The 22,577-nt window shown below is 66.8% G+C and carries 19 protein-coding genes; 14 read left to right on the plus strand and 5 right to left on the minus strand.

Annotated elements, in window-relative coordinates:
• Positions 1 to 31 precede the first annotated feature (31 nt).
• Positions 32 to 3,670 (plus strand): YhdP family protein, encoded by a 3,639-nt coding sequence (locus DK459_RS22390; protein ID WP_058664088.1) that lies wholly within the window; start codon positions 32 to 34, stop codon positions 3,668 to 3,670.
• A 122-nt stretch (positions 3,671 to 3,792) separates the two neighbouring features.
• Here the strand turns inward: DK459_RS22390 and rho are convergent, their stop codons facing one another.
• Positions 3,793 to 5,052, minus strand: a complete 1,260-nt coding sequence (gene rho / locus DK459_RS22395; protein WP_006387816.1) for a transcription termination factor Rho — start codon at positions 5,050 to 5,052, stop codon at positions 3,793 to 3,795.
• A 117-nt stretch (positions 5,053 to 5,169) separates the two neighbouring features.
• The gene (trxA, locus tag DK459_RS22400) at positions 5,170 to 5,496 is read right to left on the minus strand and encodes a thioredoxin TrxA (protein ID WP_006387817.1); all 327 of its coding nucleotides are present in this window, start codon (positions 5,494 to 5,496) and stop codon (positions 5,170 to 5,172) included.
• A gap of 329 nt (positions 5,497 to 5,825) precedes the next feature.
• Between trxA and parE the strand changes: the two genes are divergently transcribed.
• The 5 genes from parE (at position 5,826) to DK459_RS22425 (ending at position 12,785) form a co-directional block, all read left to right on the plus strand.
• On the plus strand, positions 5,826 to 7,787 hold the full coding sequence (gene parE / locus DK459_RS22405) for a DNA topoisomerase IV subunit B (protein ID WP_026383474.1): 1,962 nt from the start codon (positions 5,826 to 5,828) through the stop codon (positions 7,785 to 7,787).
• A complete protein-coding gene (locus tag DK459_RS22410; protein WP_049053492.1) occupies positions 7,787 to 8,398 on the plus strand; it encodes a YcxB family protein in 612 nt (203 codons plus the stop codon). The genes parE and DK459_RS22410 overlap by 1 nt, the downstream gene beginning before the upstream one ends.
• Before the next feature lie 35 nt (positions 8,399 to 8,433).
• Complete coding sequence (parC, locus tag DK459_RS22415; protein ID WP_024068333.1) at positions 8,434 to 10,755, plus strand: DNA topoisomerase IV subunit A; 2,322 nt, start codon at positions 8,434 to 8,436, stop codon at positions 10,753 to 10,755.
• A gap of 138 nt (positions 10,756 to 10,893) precedes the next feature.
• Positions 10,894 to 11,517 carry a TetR/AcrR family transcriptional regulator gene (locus tag DK459_RS22420; RefSeq protein WP_054444364.1) on the plus strand — a complete coding sequence of 208 codons (624 nt, stop codon included), beginning with the start codon at positions 10,894 to 10,896 and terminating at the stop codon, positions 11,515 to 11,517.
• A 56-nt stretch (positions 11,518 to 11,573) separates the two neighbouring features.
• Complete coding sequence (locus DK459_RS22425) at positions 11,574 to 12,785, plus strand: DUF418 domain-containing protein (RefSeq protein ID WP_035183347.1); 1,212 nt, start codon at positions 11,574 to 11,576, stop codon at positions 12,783 to 12,785.
• A 7-nt stretch (positions 12,786 to 12,792) separates the two neighbouring features.
• Here DK459_RS22425 and DK459_RS22430 read toward each other — a convergent pair whose 3' ends face one another.
• Both DK459_RS22430 and DK459_RS22435 read right to left on the minus strand, forming a co-directional pair.
• On the minus strand, positions 12,793 to 14,133 hold the full coding sequence (locus tag DK459_RS22430) for an aspartate aminotransferase family protein (RefSeq protein ID WP_054444365.1): 1,341 nt from the start codon (positions 14,131 to 14,133) through the stop codon (positions 12,793 to 12,795).
• A 79-nt stretch (positions 14,134 to 14,212) separates the two neighbouring features.
• Positions 14,213 to 15,160, minus strand: coding sequence for a MurR/RpiR family transcriptional regulator (locus DK459_RS22435; protein WP_054449219.1), 948 nt, complete (start codon positions 15,158 to 15,160; stop codon positions 14,213 to 14,215).
• Between the two features lie 249 nt (positions 15,161 to 15,409).
• Here DK459_RS22435 and DK459_RS22440 point away from each other — a divergent pair, with 249 nt between their 5' ends.
• The 6 genes from DK459_RS22440 to DK459_RS22465 all read left to right on the plus strand — a co-directional run bounded on the left by DK459_RS22440 (position 15,410) and on the right by DK459_RS22465 (position 20,378).
• The gene (locus DK459_RS22440; protein WP_006387826.1) at positions 15,410 to 15,958 is read left to right on the plus strand and encodes a MarR family winged helix-turn-helix transcriptional regulator; all 549 of its coding nucleotides are present in this window, start codon (positions 15,410 to 15,412) and stop codon (positions 15,956 to 15,958) included.
• Positions 15,955 to 16,515, plus strand: coding sequence for a diaminobutyrate acetyltransferase (ectA, locus tag DK459_RS22445; protein ID WP_006387827.1), 561 nt, complete (start codon positions 15,955 to 15,957; stop codon positions 16,513 to 16,515). The genes DK459_RS22440 and ectA overlap by 4 nt, the downstream gene beginning before the upstream one ends.
• A gap of 120 nt (positions 16,516 to 16,635) precedes the next feature.
• Positions 16,636 to 17,943, plus strand: a complete 1,308-nt coding sequence (ectB, locus tag DK459_RS22450) for a diaminobutyrate--2-oxoglutarate transaminase (RefSeq protein WP_006387828.1) — start codon at positions 16,636 to 16,638, stop codon at positions 17,941 to 17,943.
• Positions 17,940 to 18,344 carry an ectoine synthase gene (locus tag DK459_RS22455; RefSeq protein ID WP_006387829.1) on the plus strand — a complete coding sequence of 135 codons (405 nt, stop codon included), beginning with the start codon at positions 17,940 to 17,942 and terminating at the stop codon, positions 18,342 to 18,344. The genes ectB and DK459_RS22455 overlap by 4 nt, the downstream gene beginning before the upstream one ends.
• Positions 18,345 to 18,359: 15 nt before the next feature.
• Positions 18,360 to 19,286 carry an ectoine hydroxylase gene (thpD, locus tag DK459_RS22460; RefSeq protein ID WP_006387830.1) on the plus strand — a complete coding sequence of 309 codons (927 nt, stop codon included), beginning with the start codon at positions 18,360 to 18,362 and terminating at the stop codon, positions 19,284 to 19,286.
• A 219-nt stretch (positions 19,287 to 19,505) separates the two neighbouring features.
• Entirely contained in the window at positions 19,506 to 20,378 is an 873-nt protein-coding gene (locus DK459_RS22465; RefSeq protein ID WP_049053498.1) for an MOSC domain-containing protein, read from the plus strand.
• A 48-nt stretch (positions 20,379 to 20,426) separates the two neighbouring features.
• Here the strand turns inward: DK459_RS22465 and sugE are convergent, their stop codons facing one another.
• Positions 20,427 to 20,744: a quaternary ammonium compound efflux SMR transporter SugE gene (sugE, locus tag DK459_RS22470; protein WP_006387832.1), complete on the minus strand. Its 318-nt coding sequence runs from the start codon at positions 20,742 to 20,744 to the stop codon at positions 20,427 to 20,429.
• A gap of 267 nt (positions 20,745 to 21,011) precedes the next feature.
• Between sugE and panD the strand changes: the two genes are divergently transcribed.
• A complete protein-coding gene (gene panD, locus DK459_RS22475; RefSeq protein WP_006393954.1) occupies positions 21,012 to 21,380 on the plus strand; it encodes an aspartate 1-decarboxylase in 369 nt (122 codons plus the stop codon).
• Positions 21,381 to 21,455: 75 nt separating this feature from the next.
• Positions 21,456 to 22,502, plus strand: coding sequence for a CDP-6-deoxy-delta-3,4-glucoseen reductase (locus tag DK459_RS22480; RefSeq protein ID WP_006387834.1), 1,047 nt, complete (start codon positions 21,456 to 21,458; stop codon positions 22,500 to 22,502).
• Positions 22,503 to 22,577 lie beyond the last annotated feature (75 nt).

Here is a 22,577-nt window from a genome sequence, read left to right on the forward strand (position 1 = left end):
ACCGCAAGACTATTCTCCTGCCCACCGATCCGTGTCTGTTTCAAAGAAAGTGTTCTGCTGCCTGTTCTGGGTGGCGCTGACCGTGTACGGCGTCGTGGCCATCGGGCTCCTGGGCGTGCGCTATTGGGTCTTGCCGCGCGTGGACCAATGGCGCCCCCAGATCGAAGCCTACGCCAGCCAGGCGCTGGGCGCACGCGTCGCGATCGGGGCCATCCGGGCGGATTGGCAGGGCCTGAACCCCAAGCTCGAACTCAGCTCGGTGCAAGTCTATGACGACGTGCCGGAGCCGGTCCTGAGCCTGCCTTCGGTGTCGGCGGTGCTGGCCTGGCGCAGCCTGTTCACCCTGTCGCCCACGTTGCTGCGCCTGCGGGTGGAGCAGCCGGACCTCACCTTGCGCCGCGACGCCGCCAACCGCCTGTGGGTGGCGGGGCAGGGCATCGACCTGAATGCCAGCGATCACCAGTCGGACCTGAATCATCCGGCGCTGCGCTGGCTGACCGGGCAGCGCGAGGTGCAGATCCGTGGCGCCCGGATCCGCTGGCAGGACGAATTGCGCCAGGCGCCGGATCTGGTGCTGAACAATGTCGATCTGCTGGTGCGCAATGGCAGCTTGTCGCATCGCTTCGTGCTGCGCGCCGACGGCGATCCGGTGTTGGCGCGCAAAGTGGACCTGCGCGGAGAATTCAATCGCAGCCTGTTCTCGGCCAATGCCGCCAGCCCGGCCAACTGGAGCGGGCAGCTCTACGCCGCGCTGGATGACGCCGAACCCCTGGCCTGGGCGCCCTGGCTGTCGCCCCCGCCGATCAAGGGACGCATCAGCACCCGCGCCTGGCTGCAGCTCGATCATGGCAAGTTCACCACGCTCACGGCCGACGTGGCCACGCGCGGGGTGGACTGGTCGGCGGCGCCTGGTGCGACCGCGGTGCGCGCCGGCTATGCGCAAGTCCGCATCGAGGGCGTGCCGGGCGATTTCATCGACGGCGAGCGGGTGCCGCTGGCCCGCAGTTCCGGCGCGGCCAACCTCTCGGTCATTGGCCATGCCGAGCAATTGCGCGTGGCGCTGCCGGGCATATTCGAACAACCCGAGCTGGGAGCCGACGAGGTGGCGCTGGACGCCCGCATCAAGGGAACCAGCGAACACGACTGGTTCATCGACGTGGCCCAACTGCGGATCGCCAATGACGATCTGGATGTGCGCCTGCAGGGGCAGTGGCGCAGGGAAGGCAAGAGCGCGGCGGGTAGCGTCGACATGCGCGGCACGCTGGTGCGCGGCGCCATGAACGCGATCCATCGTTATCTGCCGCTGGAGGTGAACGCGGACGCGCGCGAATGGCTCGCGACCGGATTGCCGGCCGGCCAGATGGAGTCGGCGTCGATTGTGCTCAAGGGCGACCTGGACGAATTTCCCTTCGGGGCGGCCGGATCGAGCGGCGAGTTCGTCATCGCCGGCGCCTATTCCGGCGCCAAGGTCGACTACGCGCCGGCGCGCCCTCACCGCAAGGGCTGGCCGATGCTGGAGAACCTGTCGGGCAGCTTCCGCATCGACAAGGTTGGGCTGGTGCTCGACAGTCCGGGCGGCGCGCTGGCGCATACCGGCCCAGGCCAGACCGTGACGCTGGGCGCGGTGACCGCCTCCATTCCCGACATGGAACACAATGCGCAATTGACCGTCAATGGTGAAACCAGCGGTCCGGTGCCGGCCTACCTGGCGCTCTCGGAAAGCTCGCCGCTGGGCCAGTTGCTGGACGGCGCGCTGGACGAGGCGCGCGGCACTGGCACCTGGCGCATGCCGCTCAAGTTGAAAGTGCCGTTGATGAACACCGACGACACGCAGGTGGAAGGCAAGATCCAGTTCGCCGACAACACCTTCACCTTCATGCCGGAAATGCCCTTGCTCAGCCAGATGCATGGCGACCTGGATTTTTCGGAGAAGGGCGTGCGCACCAAAGAGATCCGCGCCCAGTTCCTGGGCGGGCCGGTCAAGCTCAGCGGCAGCCTGGCGCAACCGACCGATGCCTTGCGTTTCGAGGGCGTGCTGGCGGGATCCGGGCTGACGCAGATCAGCAATACGCCGTCGATGGGCCGTTTTACCGGGAAGACCGCCTACAAGGGCCGGATCGGCTACCAGCGCGGCGGTTCGGTCGAGTTGTCGGTGGAGTCCGATCTGACCGGCCTGGCGATCGATATGCCGGCACCCGTGGGCAAGCCGGCGTCGCTGGCCCGGCCCCTGAAGTTGCAATGGGGGGCCGCGCAGGATCCGGGAGCCAAGGGCAGGCGCTGGCTCACCGCCAGCCTGGGCGACAATCTCAATGCGCTTTTCGAACGTGATCCGGCCGATGCCTCGCCGTCATACTTCACCCGCGGCGCGCTCGGGATCGAGCGTCCCGCCAGCCTGCCCGAACGCGGCTTGAGCCTGAACGCCAGCCTGCCGGAACTGGACATGGACGCCTGGGAAGCCGTGTCCAACGGCTTCAACCCGCCGCCAGCCAAGGGGCGCGCGGCGGCCCGGCCGCTGCTGCCGGTTGCCGAGCGCGTCAGCCTGAGCGCGGGCCTGCTGCGCGCCAGCGGCTACACGCTGAACGACCTGACCCTGTACGCCACCCGTCCGGCGCCGGCCCAATGGCGCGTGGACATCCAGTCGCGCCAGGCAGCCGGTTCGCTGTCATGGCGCGAAGCGTCCGGCGCGATCGCCGGCCAGATCACCGCCCGTTTCAAGTATCTTGCGCTGGGCGGCGCCGACGACACCAACGAGGCCGACAAGGCGCTTTCCTCCGGCAACGACCTGTCGGACATTCCCGCCATCGACCTGCAGGCCAAGGAATTCCGCCTCTATGGCAAGAACCTGGGCGAATTGCAGGTGCTGGGCACGAATCTGGAGCGTGGTCGCCAGTGGCGCCTGGATAAACTGTCGATCACCAATGACGCCGCGGCCTTGAATGCGACCGGTGCCTGGCGCCTCGAAGGCCCGGAGCGTGGCTTGACGGTGGACGCCACCGCCAAGTTCGAGAACGTCGGCAGCTTCATGGATCGTATCGGCTTTGACCGGGTCGTGTCCGGCGGGACCGGCAGCATCAAGGGCAAGGCGACCTGGCGCAACCTGCCATGGACCCATGACATCGCCGACCTGGTGGGCGACGCCGAGATCAGCCTGGACAAGGGCCGCTTCATGCACGTGAATTCGCGTACGGCGCGCCTGCTGGAGCTGCTGTCACTGCAGTCGCTGCAGCGCCTGGCCCGGCTTGACGTGAATCCGACCAACCTGCTGCGCGACGGCTTTCCTTTCGATACCGTGCGCGGCCAGATCAAGCTGGCCGATGGTTCGCTGAATACCGAGGGCTACAAGATCAATGGCCCGGTCGCGGCCATCGTGCTGGCGGGGGGCGTCAACATCGTGCAGGAGCGTTGGGATCTGAAAGCGGTCGTGATCCCCAATCTCGACGCCAGTGGCGCAGCCATGGTGACGGCGCTGGCGGTCAATCCGCTGATCGGCCTGGGCGCCTTCGTGACCCAATGGGTGCTCAAGCAGCCGCTGGCCCGCGCCATGACCATGGAATACGCCGTGACCGGCAGCTGGGACGATCCCAAGATCGACCCGATCGACGCGTCGGGCAAGCCGGCGCCCAAGCAGACGCCCAAGCCACGCAGCCTGGAAGAGTTCATCGAGCACTGATCCGGCTGCCCCAGCGATCGCTGGCATGGCGATACAGACCCCCAAAAAGCATTTGGCGAGGACCGCCGTGGGGCAATCCTCGCCAAATCGATGCGTGCGCCCGGCATGCGGGCGGCGACGGCTTATTTCTTCTTCATCATGTCGAAGAATTCGGCGTTGGTCTTGGTGGCGCGCATCTTGTCCAGGATGAATTCCATGGACTGGACTTCGTCCATGTCGTGGATGAACTTGCGCAGCACCCAGACCTTCTGCAGCAGGTCCGGCGCGATCAGCAGTTCTTCGCGGCGGGTGCCCGACTTGTTCAGGTTGATGGACGGGTAGACGCGCTTTTCCGCCAGGCGACGCTCCAGGTGCACTTCGGAGTTGCCGGTGCCCTTGAATTCTTCGTAGATGACTTCGTCCATGCGGCTGCCGGTCTCGATCAGCGCGGTGCCCAGGATGGTCAGCGAGCCGCCTTCCTCGAGGTTGCGCGCGGCGCCGAAGAAGCGCTTGGGACGTTGCAGGGCGTTGGCGTCGACACCGCCGGTCAGCACCTTGCCGGAAGCCGGCACCACGGTGTTGTAGGCGCGGGCCAGGCGGGTGATCGAGTCCAGCAGGATCACCACGTCCTTCTTCATTTCGACCAGGCGCTTGGCCTTTTCGATGACCATTTCGGCGACCTGCACGTGGCGGGTGGCGGGCTCATCGAAGGTCGAGGCGACCACTTCGCCGCGCACGGTGCGCTGCATTTCGGTCACTTCCTCGGGGCGCTCGTCCACCAGCAGGACGATCATGACCGCGTCGGGGTAGTTGGTGGTGATGGCGTGCGCGATGTGCTGCATCATCACCGTCTTGCCGGACTTGGGGCTGGCGACGATCAGGCCGCGCTGGCCCTTGCCGATGGGGGCGAAGACGTCGAGGATGCGGCCGGTGAGGTTTTCCTCGCTCTTGATGTCGCGTTCCAAGCGCAGCGGCTGGTTCGGATGCAGCGGCGTCAGGTTCTCGAACATGATGCGATGCTTGATCGCCTCGGGCGCCACGCCGTTGACCTTGTCCACCTTGACCAGCGCGAAGTAGCGTTCGCCATCCTTGGGCGTGCGCACTTCGCCTTCGATCGAGTCGCCGGTGTGCAGGTTGAAGCGGCGGATCTGGGACGGCGAGATGTAGATATCGTCCGTGCTGGCCAGATACGAGGTCTCGGGCGAGCGCAGGAAACCAAAGCCATCGGGCAGGACTTCCAGCACGCCGTCGCCAAAGATCTGCTCGCCCTGCTTGGCGCGCCGTTTCATGATGGCGAACATCAGCTCCTGCTTGCGCAGGCGGTTGGCGTTCTCGATTTCCAGGCCAGCGGCCATTTCCAGCAGCTGCGAGACATGCAGCGCCTTCAGTTCGTTGAGGTGCATCGCGGTGAGTGTTGGGGGAAAAGTAAAGGAGGGTTCTGGCGGCGCGCCACGGACGGGCTCGCGCGGTATTGAATGCGCGCCGCCCCCAGGGCGGCGCGTTCGTTCACAGCACGCAGTTTACAACGCGCCGTCCAGGAATGCCGTAAGTTGCGACTTCGACAGCGCGCCAACCTTGGTGGCGGCAGCCTGGCCGTCTTTAAAGAGCATGAGGGTGGGGATGCCACGGATGCCGTACTTGGCGGCGGTGCCCTGGTTCTCGTCCACGTTGAGCTTGGCGATCGTCAGGCGACCGGCGTATTCGGTGGCGACTTCTTCCAGGATCGGGGCGATCATCTTGCAGGGGCCACACCAGGCAGCCCAGTAGTCCACCAGCACCGGCTGGCCGGATTTCAACACATCGGCATCGAAGCTGGCGTCACTGACGTTCTTGATTTGGTCGCTCATGATGGTGTTTCTCGGTTCGGCAGCAAAAGGCGCGTAAAAAGGGACGCGCCTTGCCGTTGTTCTTGTTTGTGGAATGGATTAAAGCATACCACTGTCAATAACAACAGGCATACCACTGTTTATAACAACAGTATTCGCCGCTTTTGTGTAGGATATCGCGGCGCAGTTATCGCGATCCGGCGCATTGAACCCGGATCCGCTGGCTGTGTCTCTATCGTCATCCTACCGAATTCGGAGCTGGTCAGGTCGTGCGCATCCCACCCGGAGCCGCGCAGAATCTGGGCTTATCCGTAAAATGTCGGTTTTTTTCCACAGATGTTGGGGATAACTTGGCCACTCCACGTTACAACGAGGCGTCCATCCGCGTCCTGAAAGGGCTGGAGCCCGTGCGGCAGCGCCCGGGCATGTACACCCGCACCGAAAACCCCCTGCACATCGTGCAGGAAGTCATAGACAACGCCGCGGACGAGGCCCTGGCCGGCCACGGCAAGCAGATCCTGGTTACGCTGCACATCGATGGCAGCGTCTCCGTCGAGGACGACGGCCGCGGCATTCCGGTCGGCCTGCACCCCGAGGAAAACGCCCCCGTGGTCGAGCTGGTCTTCACCCGGCTGCACGCGGGCGGCAAGTTCGACAAGGCTGGCGGCGGCGCCTACGCCTTTTCCGGCGGCCTGCACGGCGTCGGCGTGTCCGTCACCAACGCCCTGGCCACCCGCCTCGAAGTGGTGGTGTGGCGCGATGGCGCCGTCAACCGGCTGGTGTTCAAGGGCGGCGACGTCGCCGAACCGCTGGCGCCCTACGACCAAGGCGGCCGCAAGAAATCCGGCACCCGCGTGCGGGTCTGGCCCGACGCCAAATATTTCGACAGCCCCAATATCCCGCTGGGCGAGCTGACCCACCTGCTGCGCAGCAAGGCCGTGCTGCTGCCGGGCGTGAAGGTCTCGTTGGTCAACGAAAAGACCGGCGACACCAAGACCTGGCAGTACCAGGACGGCCTGCGCGGCTACCTGTCCGAGGCGCTGGCGGGCGCCGAGCTGATGGTGCCGTTCTTCGAGGGCCAGCAGTACGCCGGCGCCGACCACGAAACCTTCGCCGAAGGCGAGGGCGCCCAATGGGTGGTGGCCTGGACCGAAGACGGCAACGCGGTGCGCGAGTCGTACGTCAACCTGATCCCGACGCCGGCCGGCGGCACCCACGAGTCGGGCCTGCGCGAAGGCCTGTTCGGCGCGGTCAAGGGCTTTGCCGAGCTGCACAGCCTGCTGCCCAAGGGCGTCAAGCTGCTGCCCGAGGACGTGTTCGCGCGCGCCAGTTTCGTGCTGTCTGCCAAGGTGCTGGACCCGCAATTCCAGGGCCAGATCAAGGAACGCCTGAACAGCCGCGACGCCGTGCGCCTGGTGGGCGGGTTCGCCAAGAGCGCGCTCGACCTGTGGCTGCACAGCAATGTCGAATACGGCAAGAAGCTGGCCGAACTCGCCATCCGCCAGGCGCAGGCGCGCCAGCGTTCGGCGCAGAAGGTCGAAAAGCGCAAGAGTTCCGGCGTGGCGGTGCTGCCCGGCAAGCTGACCGACTGCGAATCCAGCGATGCCACCCGCACCGAGGTTTTCCTGGTCGAGGGCGATTCGGCCGGCGGCTCGGCCAAGATGGGCCGCGACAAGGAATTCCAGGCCATCCTGCCGCTGCGCGGCAAAGTGCTCAATTCCTGGGAAGTCGACCGCGACCGCCTGTTCGCCAACAACGAAATCCACGACATCTCGGTCGCCATCGGCGTCGATCCGCACGGCCCGGGCGACACCCCCGACCTGTCGGGGCTGCGCTACGGCCGCATCTGCATCCTGTCCGATGCCGACGTCGACGGTTCGCACATCCAGGTGCTGCTGCTGACGCTGTTCTACAAGCACTTTCCCAAGCTGGTCGAGGCCGGCCACGTCTACGTCGCCAAGCCGCCCCTGTTCCGCCTGGACGTGCCGGCGCAGGGCAAGCGCCCGGCGCGCAAGATCTACTGCCTTGACGAAGGCGAGCTGGAAGCCGCGCAGGACAAGCTGCGCAAGGAAGGCTCGCGTGAAAGCAGCTGGGCGGTCAGCCGCTTCAAGGGCCTGGGCGAAATGAATCCCGAGCAGCTGTGGGAAACCACCATGAATCCGGACACGCGCCGGCTGCTGCCGGTGGGCTATGGCGACCAGACCCCCGAAGACACCACCCGCATGTTCGACATGCTGATGGGCAAGGGCGAGTCCTCGCAGCGCCGCGCCTGGATCGAAGAGAAGGGCAACCTGGCGGAGCTGGACATCTGATGTCGTTGCCCTCGTCCCCGCCGCTGTCCGCCGCCATGGCGGTCGACCTGACCGCCGACGACTACGCCGAATTCGCGGCCTATGTGTACAAGCGGCCCGAATTGCGCCGCCGTCGCTACCTGTCGCACCTGCGTTTCGCGGTGTTGATGGTCGTGGTCCTGCTGGGCTACCTGGTCTGGCAGACCTGGGACGGGCATGGCCCGAACTGGGGCCTGCTGCTGCCGGTGTACTTCGAGGGGCTGGCGGTCGGCCTGGGCATCCTGGCGCTGCTGGCGCTGGCCTACGAGTTCGTGCTGCCGGGACTGGTGCGCATGAACACGCGCCGCATGCTGGCCAAGCGGCCGGACGGGATGTTCCTGGGACGTCACCAGCTGGTCTTCGGCGCCGACGGCATCGAGGACAGCATCGCCGACGCCTCGGGGCGCATCGACTGGGTCGACGTGCGGCGGGTCGAGGAAACGCCGCAGCATCTGTATGTCATCCTGGGGACGCTGCAGGGCGTGATCATTCCCAAGCGCGGGCAGGACGCCGCCACGCTGGACGCGGTGCGGGCCCAATTGCGCGAGCACGTGGCCGACTCCCAGCTGCTGGGCGCCGCGCGTTCCCAATGACGCCGTTTCAATGAATTTGTCTACCTGAAACCATCATGACCGACAGCAATCAACAAGGTTTGTTCGACGCCGCGCCCGACGAGGGCGGCGACGCCGCCATCACCCTGGCGCGCTATGCCGAACAGGCCTATCTGGACTATGCAGTGTCCGTGGTGCGGGGCCGGGCCCTGCCCGACGTCGGCGACGGGCAGAAGCCCGTGCAGCGCCGTATCCTGTTCGCCATGCAGGCCATGGGCCTTGCGGCCGGCGCCAAGCCGGTCAAGTCCGCGCGCGTCGTCGGCGACGTGCTGGGCAAATACCACCCGCACGGCGACCAGGCGGCCTATGACGCCATGGTGCGCATGGCGCAGGACTTCTCCCTGCGCTATCCGCTGATCGACGGCCAGGGCAACTTCGGTTCGCGCGACGGCGACAACGCCGCGGCGATGCGCTACACGGAAGCGCGCCTGACGCCGATCGCCAAGCTGCTGCTGGACGAACTGGACGAGGGCACGGTCGATTTCGTGCCCAACTACGACGGCAGCCAGCAAGAGCCGCAGATGCTGCCGGCGCGCCTGCCGGTGATGTTGCTGAACGGCGCTTCCGGCATCGCGGTCGGCATGGCCACCGAAATCCCGCCGCACAACCTGCGCGAAGTGGCGCAGGCCTGCGTGGCGCTGATCAAGCAGCCGCAACTGCCGGACGCCGAGCTGTTCGGCATGATCCCCGGCCCGGACTTCGCTGGCGGCGGCCAGATCATCACGCCGGCCGCCGACATCGCCCAGATCTACGCCGGCGGGCGCGGCTCGCTCAAGGTGCGGGCGCGCTGGCAGTTCGAGGAAATGGCGCGCGGCCAGTGGCAGTTGGTGGTCACCGAGCTGCCGCCCGGCACCTCGTGCCAGAAGGTGCTCGAAGAAATCGAGGAAATCACCAATCCCAAGGTCAAGAGCGGCAAGAAGAGCCTGACGCCCGAGCAGACGCAGGCCAAGGCCGTGATGCTGAACCTGCTGGACGCGGTGCGCGACGAATCCGGCAAGGACGCCGCCGTGCGCCTGGTGTTCGAACCCAAGACCTCGCGCGTCGACCGCGACGAGTTCGTCAACACCCTGCTGGCGCAGACCAGCATGGAAAGCAGCGCCTCGGTCAACCTGGTCTGCATTGGCACCGACGGCCGTCCGCGCCAGAAGGGCCTGCGCGACATCCTGGCCGAATGGCTGGCGTTCCGCACCAATACCGTGCTGCGCCGCACCCGCTTCCGTCTGGACAAGGTCATCGACCGCATCCACGTGCTGGAAGGCCGCATGGTGGTCTACCTGAACGTGGACGAAGTGATCCAGACCATCCGCGAATCGGACGAGCCGCGGGCGGCATTGATGGAGCGCTTCAACCTGTCCGACCGGCAGGCCGAGGACATCCTGGAAATGCGCCTGCGCCAGCTGGCGCGCCTGGAAGGCTTCAAGATCGAGCAGGAGCTCGAGGACAAGCGCAAGGAGCAGGTCGCGCTGCAGGAACTGCTGGACAATCCCAACACCCTCAAGCGCTTGCTCATCAAGGAAATCGAGGCCGACGCCAAGCAATATGGCGACGACCGCCGCACCCTGATCGAGACCGCCGAGCGCGCCGTGCTCGAAACCAAGGTGCTGGACGAACCGGTCACCGTGATCGTGTCGCAGAAGGGCTGGCTGCGCGCCCGCCAGGGCCACGGCCACGATGCCTCGCAGTTCGGCTTCAAGCAGGGCGACGATCTCTATGGCGCCTTTGAATGCCGCACCACCGACACGCTGATCGCCATGGGCGACAACGGCCGTGTCTACTCGGTGCCGGTGGCCGGGCTGCCTTCGGCGCGCGGCGATGGCCAGCCGGTCACCACCATGATCGACCTGGAAAGCGGCACCCGCATCGTCCACACCATCGCGGCGGCGGCCGACAGCCGCTGGCTGCTGGCCACGCGCGGCGGCTATGGCTTTGCCGCCAAGCTGTCGGACATGACCAGCCGCCAGCGCGCGGGCAAGCAGTTCATCACGCTGGAGGCGGGCGACGAACTGCTGCGTCCGGTGCCGCTGTTCGAGGGCGCCACGCAGCTGGCGCTGCTGTCGCAGAAGGGCAAGTTCCTGGTGTTCGGGCTGGATGAAGTCAAGTCGCTGTCCGGCGGCGGGCGCGGCACCATCCTGATGGGGCTGGACGGCGCCGACAAGCTGGACCAGACCGTGCCGATCGGCGCGCTCGGCCTGCGCGCGGCGGGCATCTACCGCAACAAGCACACCGAGGACATCCTGGCGGGCGCGGCGCTGGCCGTGTACGTCGGCAAGCGCGCCCGCAAGGGGCGGGCGCTGGACGTGCGGCCCAAGCAGCCGCTGCTGTCGCCGGTGCTGGGCTGACCTGCCGGCGGGCGACGCGGCCATCAACGGCGGACCCTCGGGTCCGCCGTTTTTTCATCCCTTGGCTTGACCGTCGCCCGTGGCGTGATATTTAATAGATAGATCAATCAGTCTATTAATTAATCCTCCGTCAGCCGCATGCGCAAGATCGATCCCGCCCGGCAACTGGAGCGGCGCCGCCAGATACTGGCCGCGGCCGCCGAGTGCTTCGCCGAAAATGGTTTCCACGCCACCTCGACCGCGCAGATCTGCGCACGCGCCGGGATGAGTCCCGGCAACCTGTTCCACTACTACGCCAGCAAGGCCGAGATCATCGAGGCGCTGATCGCCTCGGATACCGACACATTGCGCGAACGCCGGCAGGCGGATCCTCCGGCGGCCGATGCGCGTGCCGCCTTGATCGGCTGGATCGACGAGAACCTGGCGCAGTACCGTGATCCGGGCTTTGCCCGCCTGGGCATGGAGATCCTGGCGGAGGCGGTGCGCAATCCTCGGGTGCACGCGCTGGTCATGGCCAACGAGAACGAACGCAAGGCGTCGCTTTCGGCGCTGCTGGCGGCCGTGTGGCGCAACCTGCCGCAAACCGCCATGCCGCGGCCGGTGTCGGAAATGGCCGACATGCTGTTGCTGCTGTTGGATGGGATCTACAGCCGGTCCGTGGTCGATCCGCAATTCGACGCGGCGGCGGGCGGCCGCTTGCTTGACGCGGCGTTGCAGGGGTGCCTGCCGCCGGCGCCCGGCGCGGCGGGAGAGCGGCCATGAGCGCCGCCCACGGCAGCATCGCCAATGACGCCACCGGCGGCGCAAACGGTGTCGCGATGGCGCCGCCGCGGCTGGCGCAGGTCGACGCGTTGCGCGGCTTCGCCTTGCTCGGCATCCTGGTCGTCAACATCGGCGTATTCGCCTCGCCGTTCTATGCCAATGGCATCGCCGATCCGGCGTTTTCGAGCCGGGCGGACCTGGCCGTGCGGTGGCTGGTGGCGTGGCTGTTCGAGACCAAGTTCTACCTGCTGTTCTCGTTCCTGTTCGGCTATAGCTTCACCTTGCAGATGGCCGCCGCCGAGCGCGGCGGCGCGGCCTTCGCGCCGCGTTTCCTGCGCCGCCTGGCAGGGCTGGCGGCGTTGGGCCTGGCGCACGCCGTGCTGTTCTACCAGGGCGACATCCTGTTGACCTACGCGCTGCTGGGGCTCGCCCTGATGGCCGTTCGCGGCATGGCGCCGGGCCGTGCCTTGCGCCTGGCGTTGTGGCTGATCGGGCTGGTGTCGCTGGCCTGGGCGCTATTGGCCGGCCTTAGTCTGCTGGACCCCGCCGGCACCGAAGCCCTGAGCCGTTCTGGCGCCGCCGCGTACGTGGCCGACGCGCAGGCGGCGCTGGTGGCCTACCGCGGTACCATCGGCACCACTATCGCGCGGCACTGGTACGAACTGACCTCCAGTATCTGGGGTGTCATCCTGCTGGTGCAGGGCCCCTTCGTTTTCGCGATGTTCCTGGTCGGATATGCCCTGGGGCGCCGGCAGGCGCTGGCCGATCCATGGCGGCAGCCGCGCGTGCTGTGGCTGCTGTGCGCGCTGGGGGCCTTGCCCGGACTGGCGGGATCCGCCGCCTATGCGACCAGCGCGCTGCCTGCGATGAGCGCCCTGTGGGAGACGCCGGGCCTGGCGGTGGATCTGTTCACCGCGCCGTTGCTGAGCATGTCATACGCCGCCGCCTTCCTGCTGGCGATGCGCACGCGGCCGGGAGCCTGGCTGGCGCGCTGCCTGGCGCCGGCGGGCCGCATGGCGCTGACCAATTACCTGATGCAATCGTTGCTTTGCGCCTTGATCTTCAAGGCGTGGGGGCTGCGGCTGTCGGGCAGTGTTTCGCCCGGGGCGGGGGTGCTGATCGCGGTGGCCATCTTCGTGGCGCAGTTGCCGCTGTCGGCATGGTGGCTGCGCCGCCATGCCTACGGCCCGGTCGAGTGGTTGCTGCGCGCGCTGACCATCGGCGCCTGGCCCGCCTGGCGCCGCGTGGCGGCGGAACAGGGAAGCTAGCGCGGGGTCAGGCGCCGCCGCCAGCGATGGCGGCGTCGATGGCGCCCGCCAGGCGCTCGGTCAGTTGGTCCAGTTCGTCGTCGGAGATGATGAAGGGCGGGGCCAGCAGCACGTGGTCGCCGTGGCGGCCGTCGATGGTGCCGCCCATCGGATAGACCATCAGGCCGCGCGCCATGGCTTCGCGCTTGATGCGCGCATGCAGCGACAGCGCCGGATCGAAGGTCGCCTTGCTGGCGCGGTCGCGCACCAGCTCCACGCCCATGAACAGGCCGCGGCCGCGGATGTCGCCGACGTGCGGGTGCTCGCCCAGGGCTTGCTGCAAGCGCTGGCGCAAGCCGTCGCCCTGGGTGCGCACGCGCGCCAGCAGATGGTCGCGCTTGATCACCTCCTGTACCGCCAGCGAGGCCGCGCACGCGGTGGCGTGGCCCAGGTAGGTGTGGCCGTGCTGGAAGAAGCCGCTGCCTTGCTGCATCGCCTGCACGATGCGCTCTTGCGCCATGACCGCGCCAATCGGCTGGTAGCCGCCGCCCAGGCCCTTGGCGATGGTGATCAGGTCGGGCGTGATGCCTTCCTGCTCGACCGCGTAGAGCGTGCCGGTGCGGCCCATGCCGCACATCACCTCGTCGGCGATCAACAGCACGCCATGGCGATCGCAGACTTCGCGGATGCGGCGGAAGTAGCCCGGCACCGCGGTCACCGCGCCCGAGGTCGCGCCCACCACCGGCTCGGCGACGAAGGCCATCACGCTGTCGGGGCCGAGGCGCTGAAAGGTCTGCTCCAATTCCTGCGCCAGGCGTTCGGCGTACTGGTCGTCGGTTTCGCCGTCGTGGCGGTCGCGATAGGCGTAGCAGGGCGCAACGTGGGCCACGTCGATCAGCAATGGCGCGAACTGCGCCCGGCGCCAGGCGTTGCCGCCGACCGCCAGCGCGCCCAGCGTGTTGCCGTGATAGCTCTGGCGCCGCGCGACGATATGGCGGCGCTGCGGCTGGCCGATCTCGACGTAGTACTGGCGCGCCATCTTCAGCGCGGCCTCGACGGCTTCCGAGCCGCCAGAGACGAAGTAGGCGTGCGAGGTGCCGGCGGGCGCGTCCGCGACCAGCGTCGCCGCCAGCCTTTCGGCCACCTCGGTGGTGAAGAAACTGGTGTGGGCGTAGGCCAGCGCGTCGATCTGCGCATGCATCGCGGCCTGCACGTCGGGATGGTTGTGGCCCAGGCACGAGACCGCCGCGCCGCCGGAGCCATCCAGGTAGGCGCGGCCCTGCTGGTCATAGAGCCACACGCCCTGGCCACGGACCGCGACCGGGGGTGTGCTGCGCAGGGAACGATGAAGGACTCGGGTGCTGGTCATGGCGAGGAACTCCGGGGCGGGAACGTTGGCAAGGGGCGTGAAATGTCGGGGCTGGCGTGAGCGCGGGGCGCGGGCGCGTTCAATCAGGGACCGGAGCGCGGTCGCGGCCGCGCCGCGGCGGCGGCTCCTGCCAATAGGCGCCTTCGTCCCGCAATCGTGTTTCGATCTCGGCCAGTCGTTGCAGCACCTCGTCGCCGCCACGGGCCGCGAGCCGCGCGATCAGGTGTTCGGCCAGGCCCAGCAGGCCCGCGGTGCTGTGGAAGAACGAGGCGGGGCCGCGCGGCGCCGATGCGTCCGCGCCGGCCTCGGCGGGGCGGGCAAAATGCAATACATGGCGGGCGGCCCGGGCCATCGGGCTGGCGAGGCTGTCGGTCAGCGCCAGCACGGTGACACCGCGGGCGGCGATCTGGGCCGTCAGGCGCACGGTGGCGCCGGGATAGGGGGCTTGCGACACCACTACCAGCACATCGCCCGCCTGCAGGCTGTCGGCATCTTCGGCCGACGCGCCGCCCAGGCCATCGATCAGGATGCCGTTGCGGCGCAGCAGGTGGTAGGCATAGCGCATCTGGAAGGCGATGCCGAAAGCGGAGCGCGTGCCCAGGAAGCCGACCTGGCGGGCCCGCAGCAGGGCATCGACGGCGGCGTCCAAAGCGGCGTCGTCGTTGACCTGCCGGATCGAGGCCAGGGCTGCTGTCTGCCATTGCGTCAGCGCGTCCTGCCCGCGGCCGCCGGACTGCCGGGCGTGCGAGGCTTGCAGGCGCGCCGCGCGCTCGCGCAGCCCACCCTCGGCGGCACCGGCCAGCGCGCGCTGGAACGGGGCGCGGAAGGCCTCATAGCTGTCGTGGCCCGCGGCGCGCGCCAGCCGCAGCATGGTGGCGGGCGACACGCCCACCGCCTGCGCCTGCCGGCGCATCGACCAAAGCCCCACTTCGGCCGGGTTGGCCAGCACCCATTGGGCGGCGCGCTGCAGCTCGGCGGGCAGCGTGGCGCTGAGGTGGCGCAGATGGTCTTGCAGAGGCGCGATCATGGCAGCAGGGAAGGAGCAATAAAACAAATGCTACATCCGTCTCGGCAAAAAGAAAAACAGATGTTTTATTTGCGGAATGTAGAACAATTCTGGCAAATCGTAACGCCGGCGTTTCCCTGGAACGCCCCCGGCGACTTGACGGCGGATTGCGCGGAAATGATTACAAAATGAGGGTCAATCCGGTTTGACACGGGGATGGGTCACCCATATCATTCGTATAGAAATCAATTTAGCTGAACTAATTCAGTCATGAATAAACAGACCGTAACCGACCCCGCGCAGCAATACGACCTGCGCATCCTGCGGGCGCTGCGCCGGATCACGCGATCCATTGCGTTGCATTCGCGCCAGCTGTCCGCGGTGAGCCACATTACCGCGCCGCAGCTGATGTGCCTGCGCACGGTCATTGCAAACGGGCCGCTGACGGCCACGGCGATCAGCCGCGAGATCCACGTCAGCCCCAGCACGGTCGTCGGCATTCTCGACCGCCTGGAAGACAAGGGCCTGATCCGCCGCGAGCGCGGCCGCGAAGATCGCCGCATCGTCTTCGTGACGGCCACCGATGCCGGCCGCGAAGTCGCGCAGCAGGCGCCGTCGCCGCTGCAGAAGCACCTGGCCGACGCGCTCAACGCGTTGCCGGAGCTGGAGCAGGCCACCATCACCCTGTCGCTCGAGCGCATCGTCGCGCTCATGGAAGAAGAGAGCGGGGTGGCGACGGAAACCCAGGGCGACGTCTCGTCGCCCATCCTCGAGGTGCCCACGGGTGGCGCGCCTCCCGAATCAGGATTGGTTGTATGAGAGCAAACGAACTGAACGACCCTACGACCTCAAGTGCCGTGGCGCCGGCGGCGGGCAGCAAAACGCATCTGTTGCGTGAGCCCCGCCGCAAGGACGGCGCCGCGATCCACCAGCTCATTTCCGAGTGCCCGCCACTCGACCTCAATTCCCTGTACGCGTACCTGCTCCTGTGCGAGCACAACCGCGGCACCTGCGTCCTGGCCGAAAGCGCCGGTGGACGCATCGATGGATTTATCTCCGCTTACGTGCTTGCCGACAGGCCCGACGTGTTGTTCGTCTGGCAGGTCGCCGTGCACACCCGCGCACGCGGCCAACGGTTAGGCCGCGCCATGCTCCGGGCGCTCTTGCAACGCGAGGGGCTCGTGCATGTTCGTCATCTTGAAACCACGGTGGCGCCTGACAACCAGGCCTCGCGCCGCACGTTCGCCGGCCTGGCCAGCGAGCTGGGCGCCCACGTCTCCGAGCAGCCGTTCTTCGATCGGCAGCTTTTCGGCGGCGCGGACCATGACGACGAGATGTTGTTGAGGATAGGCCCGTTCACCCTGCCCGCCCCCTAGGCGGCAACGCGGTTCTGTCGAAAACCGGGATGGCTTTGACGCATCCGGATGCGCCCGGCGCGCATGCGGAAGGGATCTGGCCGTCTGTCAACTTATGAGATGAAAGGGAGGATTAATCACATGGACTTGAAAATCTTTGACCGGATGGAGTCGGAAGTACGAGGCTATATCCGGTCGTTTCCCGTGATCTTCAGCCAGGCCAGGGGTTCGACGCTGGTCGATGAGGAAGGCAGCGAGTACATCGACTTCTTCAGTGGCGCCGGCACCTTGAACTACGGCCACAACAATCCGATCCTCAAGGAAAAACTGCTCGAATACGTGCAGGCCGATGGCGTGGTGCATGGCCTGGACATGGCCACCAGCGCCAAGAAAAGCTTCCTCGAGGCGGTCGACCGCGTGCTGCTCAAGCCGCGCAACTGGCAATACACCCTGCAGTTCACCGGCCCCACCGGCACCAATGCGGTCGAGGCGGCGCTCAAGATCGCGCGCCAGGTGAAGGGGCGTCCCAATGTGATTTCCTTCACGCACGGTTTTCACGGCGTCAGCGGCGGCTCGCTGGCGGTGACCGCCAACATGAAGTTCCGCGACGCCTCCGGCTACCCGCTGGCCAACACCACCTTCATGCCCTATGACGGCTACTTCGGCCCGGACGTGGACACCATGGCCTACCTGGAGCGCATGCTGGAAGATCCCAGCAGCGGCATGGACAAGCCCGCCGCCGTCATCGTCGAGACGGTGCAGGGCGAGGGCGGCGTCAACGTTGCCACGCTGCGCTGGCTCAAGGAACTGGACAAGCTCTGCAAGCGCCACGACATGCTGCTGATCGTGGACGACATCCAGGTCGGCTGCGGCCGCACCGGCACCTTCTTCAGCTTCGAGGCCGCCGGCATCCGCCCGGACATCATCACGCTGTCCAAGTCGCTGTCGGGCTTCGGCCTGCCGATGTCGTTGGTGCTGATGAAGCCCGAGCTGGACGTCTGGAAACCCGGCGCCCACAGCGGCACTTTCCGCGGCAATAACCTGGCGTTCGTCACCGCCACCCAGGCGCTGGAGACCTACTGGGCCAACACCGCGTTCACCGCCGAGATCCAGCGCAAGGAGCGCCTGGTGCGCGACTGGCTGGAGAACCTGGTGCACAGCTATCCCAACGCCGGCCTGTCGGTGCGGGGCCGCGGGCTGATCCAGGGCCTGGTGAGCAACGCCACCCCGGCGCTGTCCAACCGCATCGCCGCCAACGCCTTCAAGCGCGGCGTGGTCATCGAGACCTCGGGTGCGCATGACGAAGTGCTCAAGCTGCTGCCGGCCCTGACCATCGAGGAAGAACTGCTGTCCAAGGGCCTGGAAGTGATCGAGGCCAGCGTGGCCGACGCGCTGGCCGAAGAGGGGCAGTCCGCCCGCATCCTGAAATTTGGAGGAAAACGTCAATGATCGTACGCAATGTCAAAGATGTGATCGGCACCGCCGACGAAGTCCGCACCGATACCTGGGTCAGCCGCCGCGTGCTGCTCAAGAAGGACGGCATGGGCTTCTCCTTCCACGAGACCACTATCTTCCCGGGCGGTCGCACCCACATCCACTACAAGAATCACCTGGAGGCGGTGTGGTGCATCGAGGGCGACGGCTCCATCGAGACGATTGCCGACGGCAAGAAGTATGAACTTGGCCCGGGCGTGGTCTACGCGCTGAACGAGCATGACGAGCATTGGCTGTGCGGCGGCAAGGAGCCGCTGCGCGTCATCTGCGTCTTCAACCCGCCGCTGACCGGCCAGGAAGTGCATGACAAAGAGGGCGTCTACGCCCTGCCTGAAGCCGAAGCCCAAGCGGCCTGATACAAGGAGGTTCGCATGATCTCACCTGCGCAGGATCCGTACGCCTCCCGTACGGATCGAAGTTCCGCCATCATTTCCCGCCAGGATCCGGTGGTCTATGGAGAAGGCAAGTACGCCGACGCCCTGAGCGGCGAGCAGATCGGCAGCTACGAGCGCGATGGTTTCCTGCTGCTGGAGAACCTGTTCTCCGAAGCCGAAGTGCGGGCGTTGTCGGCCGAGGTCGAGCGCATGACGCGCGACCCGTCGATCGTGCGCCGCGAGGAGTCGATCACCGAGCCCGGCAGCAACGCCGTGCGCTCCATTTTCATGGTGCACGTCCTGAACCCCGTGCTGGCGCGCCTGGTGCGCGATCCGCGGCTGGTCAACGTGGCGCGCCAGATCCTGGGGTCCGAGGTCTACATCCACCAGTCCCGCGCCAACATGAAGCCCGGCTTCAAGGGCAAGGAGTTCTACTGGCACTCCGACTTCGAGACCTGGCACGTGGAAGACGGCATGCCGTCGATGCGCGCGCTCAGCTGCTCGGTGCTGCTGACCGAGAACAATGACTGCAACGGCCCGCTGATGCTGGTGCCGGGCTCGCATCGGCAGTTCATTTCGTGCGTCGGCGAAACGCCCAACGACCACTACAAGCAGTCGCTCAAGAAGCAGGAGTACGGCGTGCCGGATCCGGTCAGCCTGCAATTGCTGGTCGAGCAGGGCGGCATCCGCACGATGACGGCCAAGGCGGGGTCGGTGGTGTTCTTCGATTGCAACACCATGCACGGCTCCAACAGCAACATCTCGCCGTGGCCGCGCGCCAACGTGTTCATGGTCTACAACAGCATGGAAAACACGCTGGAGCCGCCCAAGTACGGCCTGACCCCGCGTCCCGAGCACATCGCCACCCGCAAGGCGTTCAAGGCGGTCACGCCGCTCGACACGTTGAAGCTGGTCGGCAGCTAGCGCTGCACCTTGTCCGCGGCGGATGCTTGCCGGCGCTGGTCGGGGCGTGGCCTGACCCACCGCGCGCGGGGGCGACCCATGCCGTTCCCGCTGCGCGCTTTCCCGTGAGGGAAAGAACGCCCGCGCCGCTTGCATGCGCCGCAGCCCAGGCCTTTCGGCCTGGGCTTTTTTTCGTCGTTCCGCTATGCTCTGCCGTCTTTCCCTGCCGGAAGTCGCATCATGTCCGCCCGTATCCTCAGCCTGCATATCTACCCCGTCAAATCCTGTGCCGGTATCGACCTGTCCGAGTCGCCGGTGGACCGCGCCGGGTTGGCCCACGACCGCCGCTGGATGCTGGTGGGGGCGGACGGCCATTTCATGACGCAGCGCCAGTGGGCGGCCATGGCCCTGATCCGCACGGCGCTCACGGCCGATGCCTTGCGGCTTTCGGCGCCCGGCATGCCGGACCTGGACGTGCCGCTGGACGGCTCGGCGCTGCAACCCGGCGTCGAAAGCGTGGGTGTCTGGAAGGACACGCTCGACGCGCGCCGCGAGAGCGAGGCGGCGGCGCAGTGGTGTTCGGATTTCCTCAAGACGCCTTGCCGCCTGTACAAGGTCGACGCCGGCGCGACGCGGCCCGCCAAGCCGGAATGGGTGGACAAGTGGGCCGAAAGCCATCCAGATCTGGCGCAGACGTTCGGGGGAGATCACTTCTTCGGCTTTGCCGACGGCTTCCCCCTGCTGGTGGCGAACCAGGCATCGCTCGATGACCTGAACGCGCGCCTGCGGGCCAAGGGCGTGGCGCCGGTGCCGATGGACCGGTTCCGGCCCAATATCGTGGTGCAGGGCGAGTGGCAGGCCTTCGAGGAAGACCATACCGCCATGATCACCACGGGCGCGGTCAGCATGGCGTTCGTCAAGCCGTGCACGCGCTGCTCGATTCCCGACATCGATCAGCGCACCGCCGTGCAGCACGACGAGCCGGGCCGCACGCTGGCGGGCTACCGCAACCTGGAGATCGGGGTGGTGTTTGGCCAGAATGCCATCGTCGATGCGCCGGCCGGCGCCCGCCTGAAGGTGGGCGACGCGGTCGACATCGAACTGGATTTCTAGCCCGCCGCGCCCCGGCGCGCGGCCGGGGCGGCGGTATCCGGCCGCCGATCAGGCCGACGACAGCTTCAGGCCGATCAGGCCCACGACGATCAGCGCCACGCTGGCGATGCGCAGCCAGCTGATGGATTCATCGAACAGGATGATGCCGGCCACGAAGGCGCCGACGGTGCCGATGCCGACCCACACCGCGTAGGCGGTGCCCAGCGGCAGCGTCTTCATGGCCAGCGCCAGCAGCCAGAAGCTGATGAGCATGCCGCCGACGGTGACGAGCGACGGCATCAGGCGCGTGAACCCATGGGTATATTTGAGGCCGACGGCCCAGACGATTTCGAACAGGCCGGCCAGTACAAGGATGATCCAGGTCATGACGACTCCTACTTGAGAGGGGTCGTCCCCGGATTGATGCGCTTGCGGCAATGGCCAATGCCGTCGTTGCCGATGGCAAATGCCGCCATGTCGCGGCCAGCGCAGCAACGGGCCGTCCCGTCGCGGCAAAAATTATAGAATACCGGCTTCCGACGGCAAAACCGGGTGCCGTTCGGCTGCATGCCCGCAGGTGCGCGCCATCCGCGGGTGTTTCACATTCATCGCATCACTTCGCGTTCCGGCACGCGAAACCAGGATATTTCCATCATGCAACGCATCATGCTGCGGGCAAAGCTGCACCGCGTCACGGTCACCGAAGCCGACCTGCACTACGAAGGGTCTTGCGGCATCGACGAAGACCTGCTGGACGCTGCCGGCATGCGCGAGTTCGAACGCATCGAACTCTACAACATCAACAACGGCGAACGCTTCGACACCTACATCATCAAGGCGGCCCGCGGCAGCGGCATCATTTCGCTCAATGGCGCGGCCGCGCGCCGGGCGCAGGTCGGCGACCTGATGATCATCTGCACCTACGGGCCGATGTCCGAAGAGCAATCCGCCACCCACAAGCCGCAGGTCGTGCTGGTGGACGACGCCAACCGCGTCAAGGAAATCCGCAAGTTCCCGGCCTGAGGCCGGGCCGGGCGGCGTGCCGTGGGGTGTGTCCCATGGGCGCCGTCAACCCTGATCCCCCTGATACGTTTCATCATGAGCTTCCAGGTCATCATCCAACCCAGCAAGCATCAATTCCCGGTCGAGCCCGGCCAGACCGTGCTCGACGGCGCCCTGGCCGCGGGCATCGTGCTGCCCTACAGCTGCCGCAACGGCGCCTGCTCCACCTGCAAGGGCAAAGTGGTGTCCGGGGAGTTCGACGCCGGCCAGTACCCCGCGCAGATCCTCTCACCCGAGGAGCTGGCCGACGGCTACACCCTGTTCTGTCAGGCCCGGCCCGCCTCCGACATGGTGGTCGAGTCCACCGAAGTGCGCCTGGCCAGCGACATCCAGATCCGCAAGCTGCCCTCGCGCGTGCAGACGATGGAAAAGGCGGCGCCGGACGTGACCGTGCTCAAGCTGCAATTGCCCGCCTCGGAGCAATTCCGCTACTACGCCGGCCAGTACATCGAGATCATCCTCAAGGACGGCCGCCGCCGCAGCTATTCCATGGCTGGCGCGCCGCACACCGGCAGCCCGCTGGAACTGCACATCCGTCACCTGCCGGGCGGCGTGTTCACCGACCACGTGTTCGGCGCCGGCGACACGCAGATGAAAGAACGCGAGATCCTGCGGCTGGAAGGGCCGTTCGGTTCGTTCTTCCTGCGCGAAGACAGCGACAAGCCGATCATCCTGCTGGCCAGCGGCACGGGCTTTGCGCCCGTGAAGGCCATCGTCGAGCACATGATCCACAAGAACATCCGCCGTCCGGTCGCGCTGTACTGGGGCGGTCGTCGCCCGCGCGATCTGTACATGGACGCGCTGGCGCAGTCGTGGGCCCGTGACCTGCCGGACTTCCGCTACGTGCCGGTGGTGTCGAACGCGCTCGAGGAAGACGGCTGGAGCGGCCGTGACGGTTTCGTCCACGAGGCCGTGTTGCAGGACATCCCCGACATGTCGGGCCACCAGGTCTACGCCTGCGGCGCGCCGCCGATGGTGGACGCCGCCCGGCGCGAGTTCAGCGCCCAGTGCGGCCTGCCGCCCGAGGAATTCTATGCGGACGCCTTCACGTCCGAGGCCGATCTGGCGAAAGCCGCGACTTGACCGAGATCAGGCCGCGCGCAACGCGAAGGGGAGGGATCCGGCATCGGCGGATTCCTCCCCTTTTTTTGATGGCGG

It is taken from the genome of Achromobacter sp. RW408 (genome assembly GCF_003184165.1).
GTDB lineage: Bacteria > Pseudomonadota > Gammaproteobacteria > Burkholderiales > Burkholderiaceae_B > Achromobacter > Achromobacter xylosoxidans.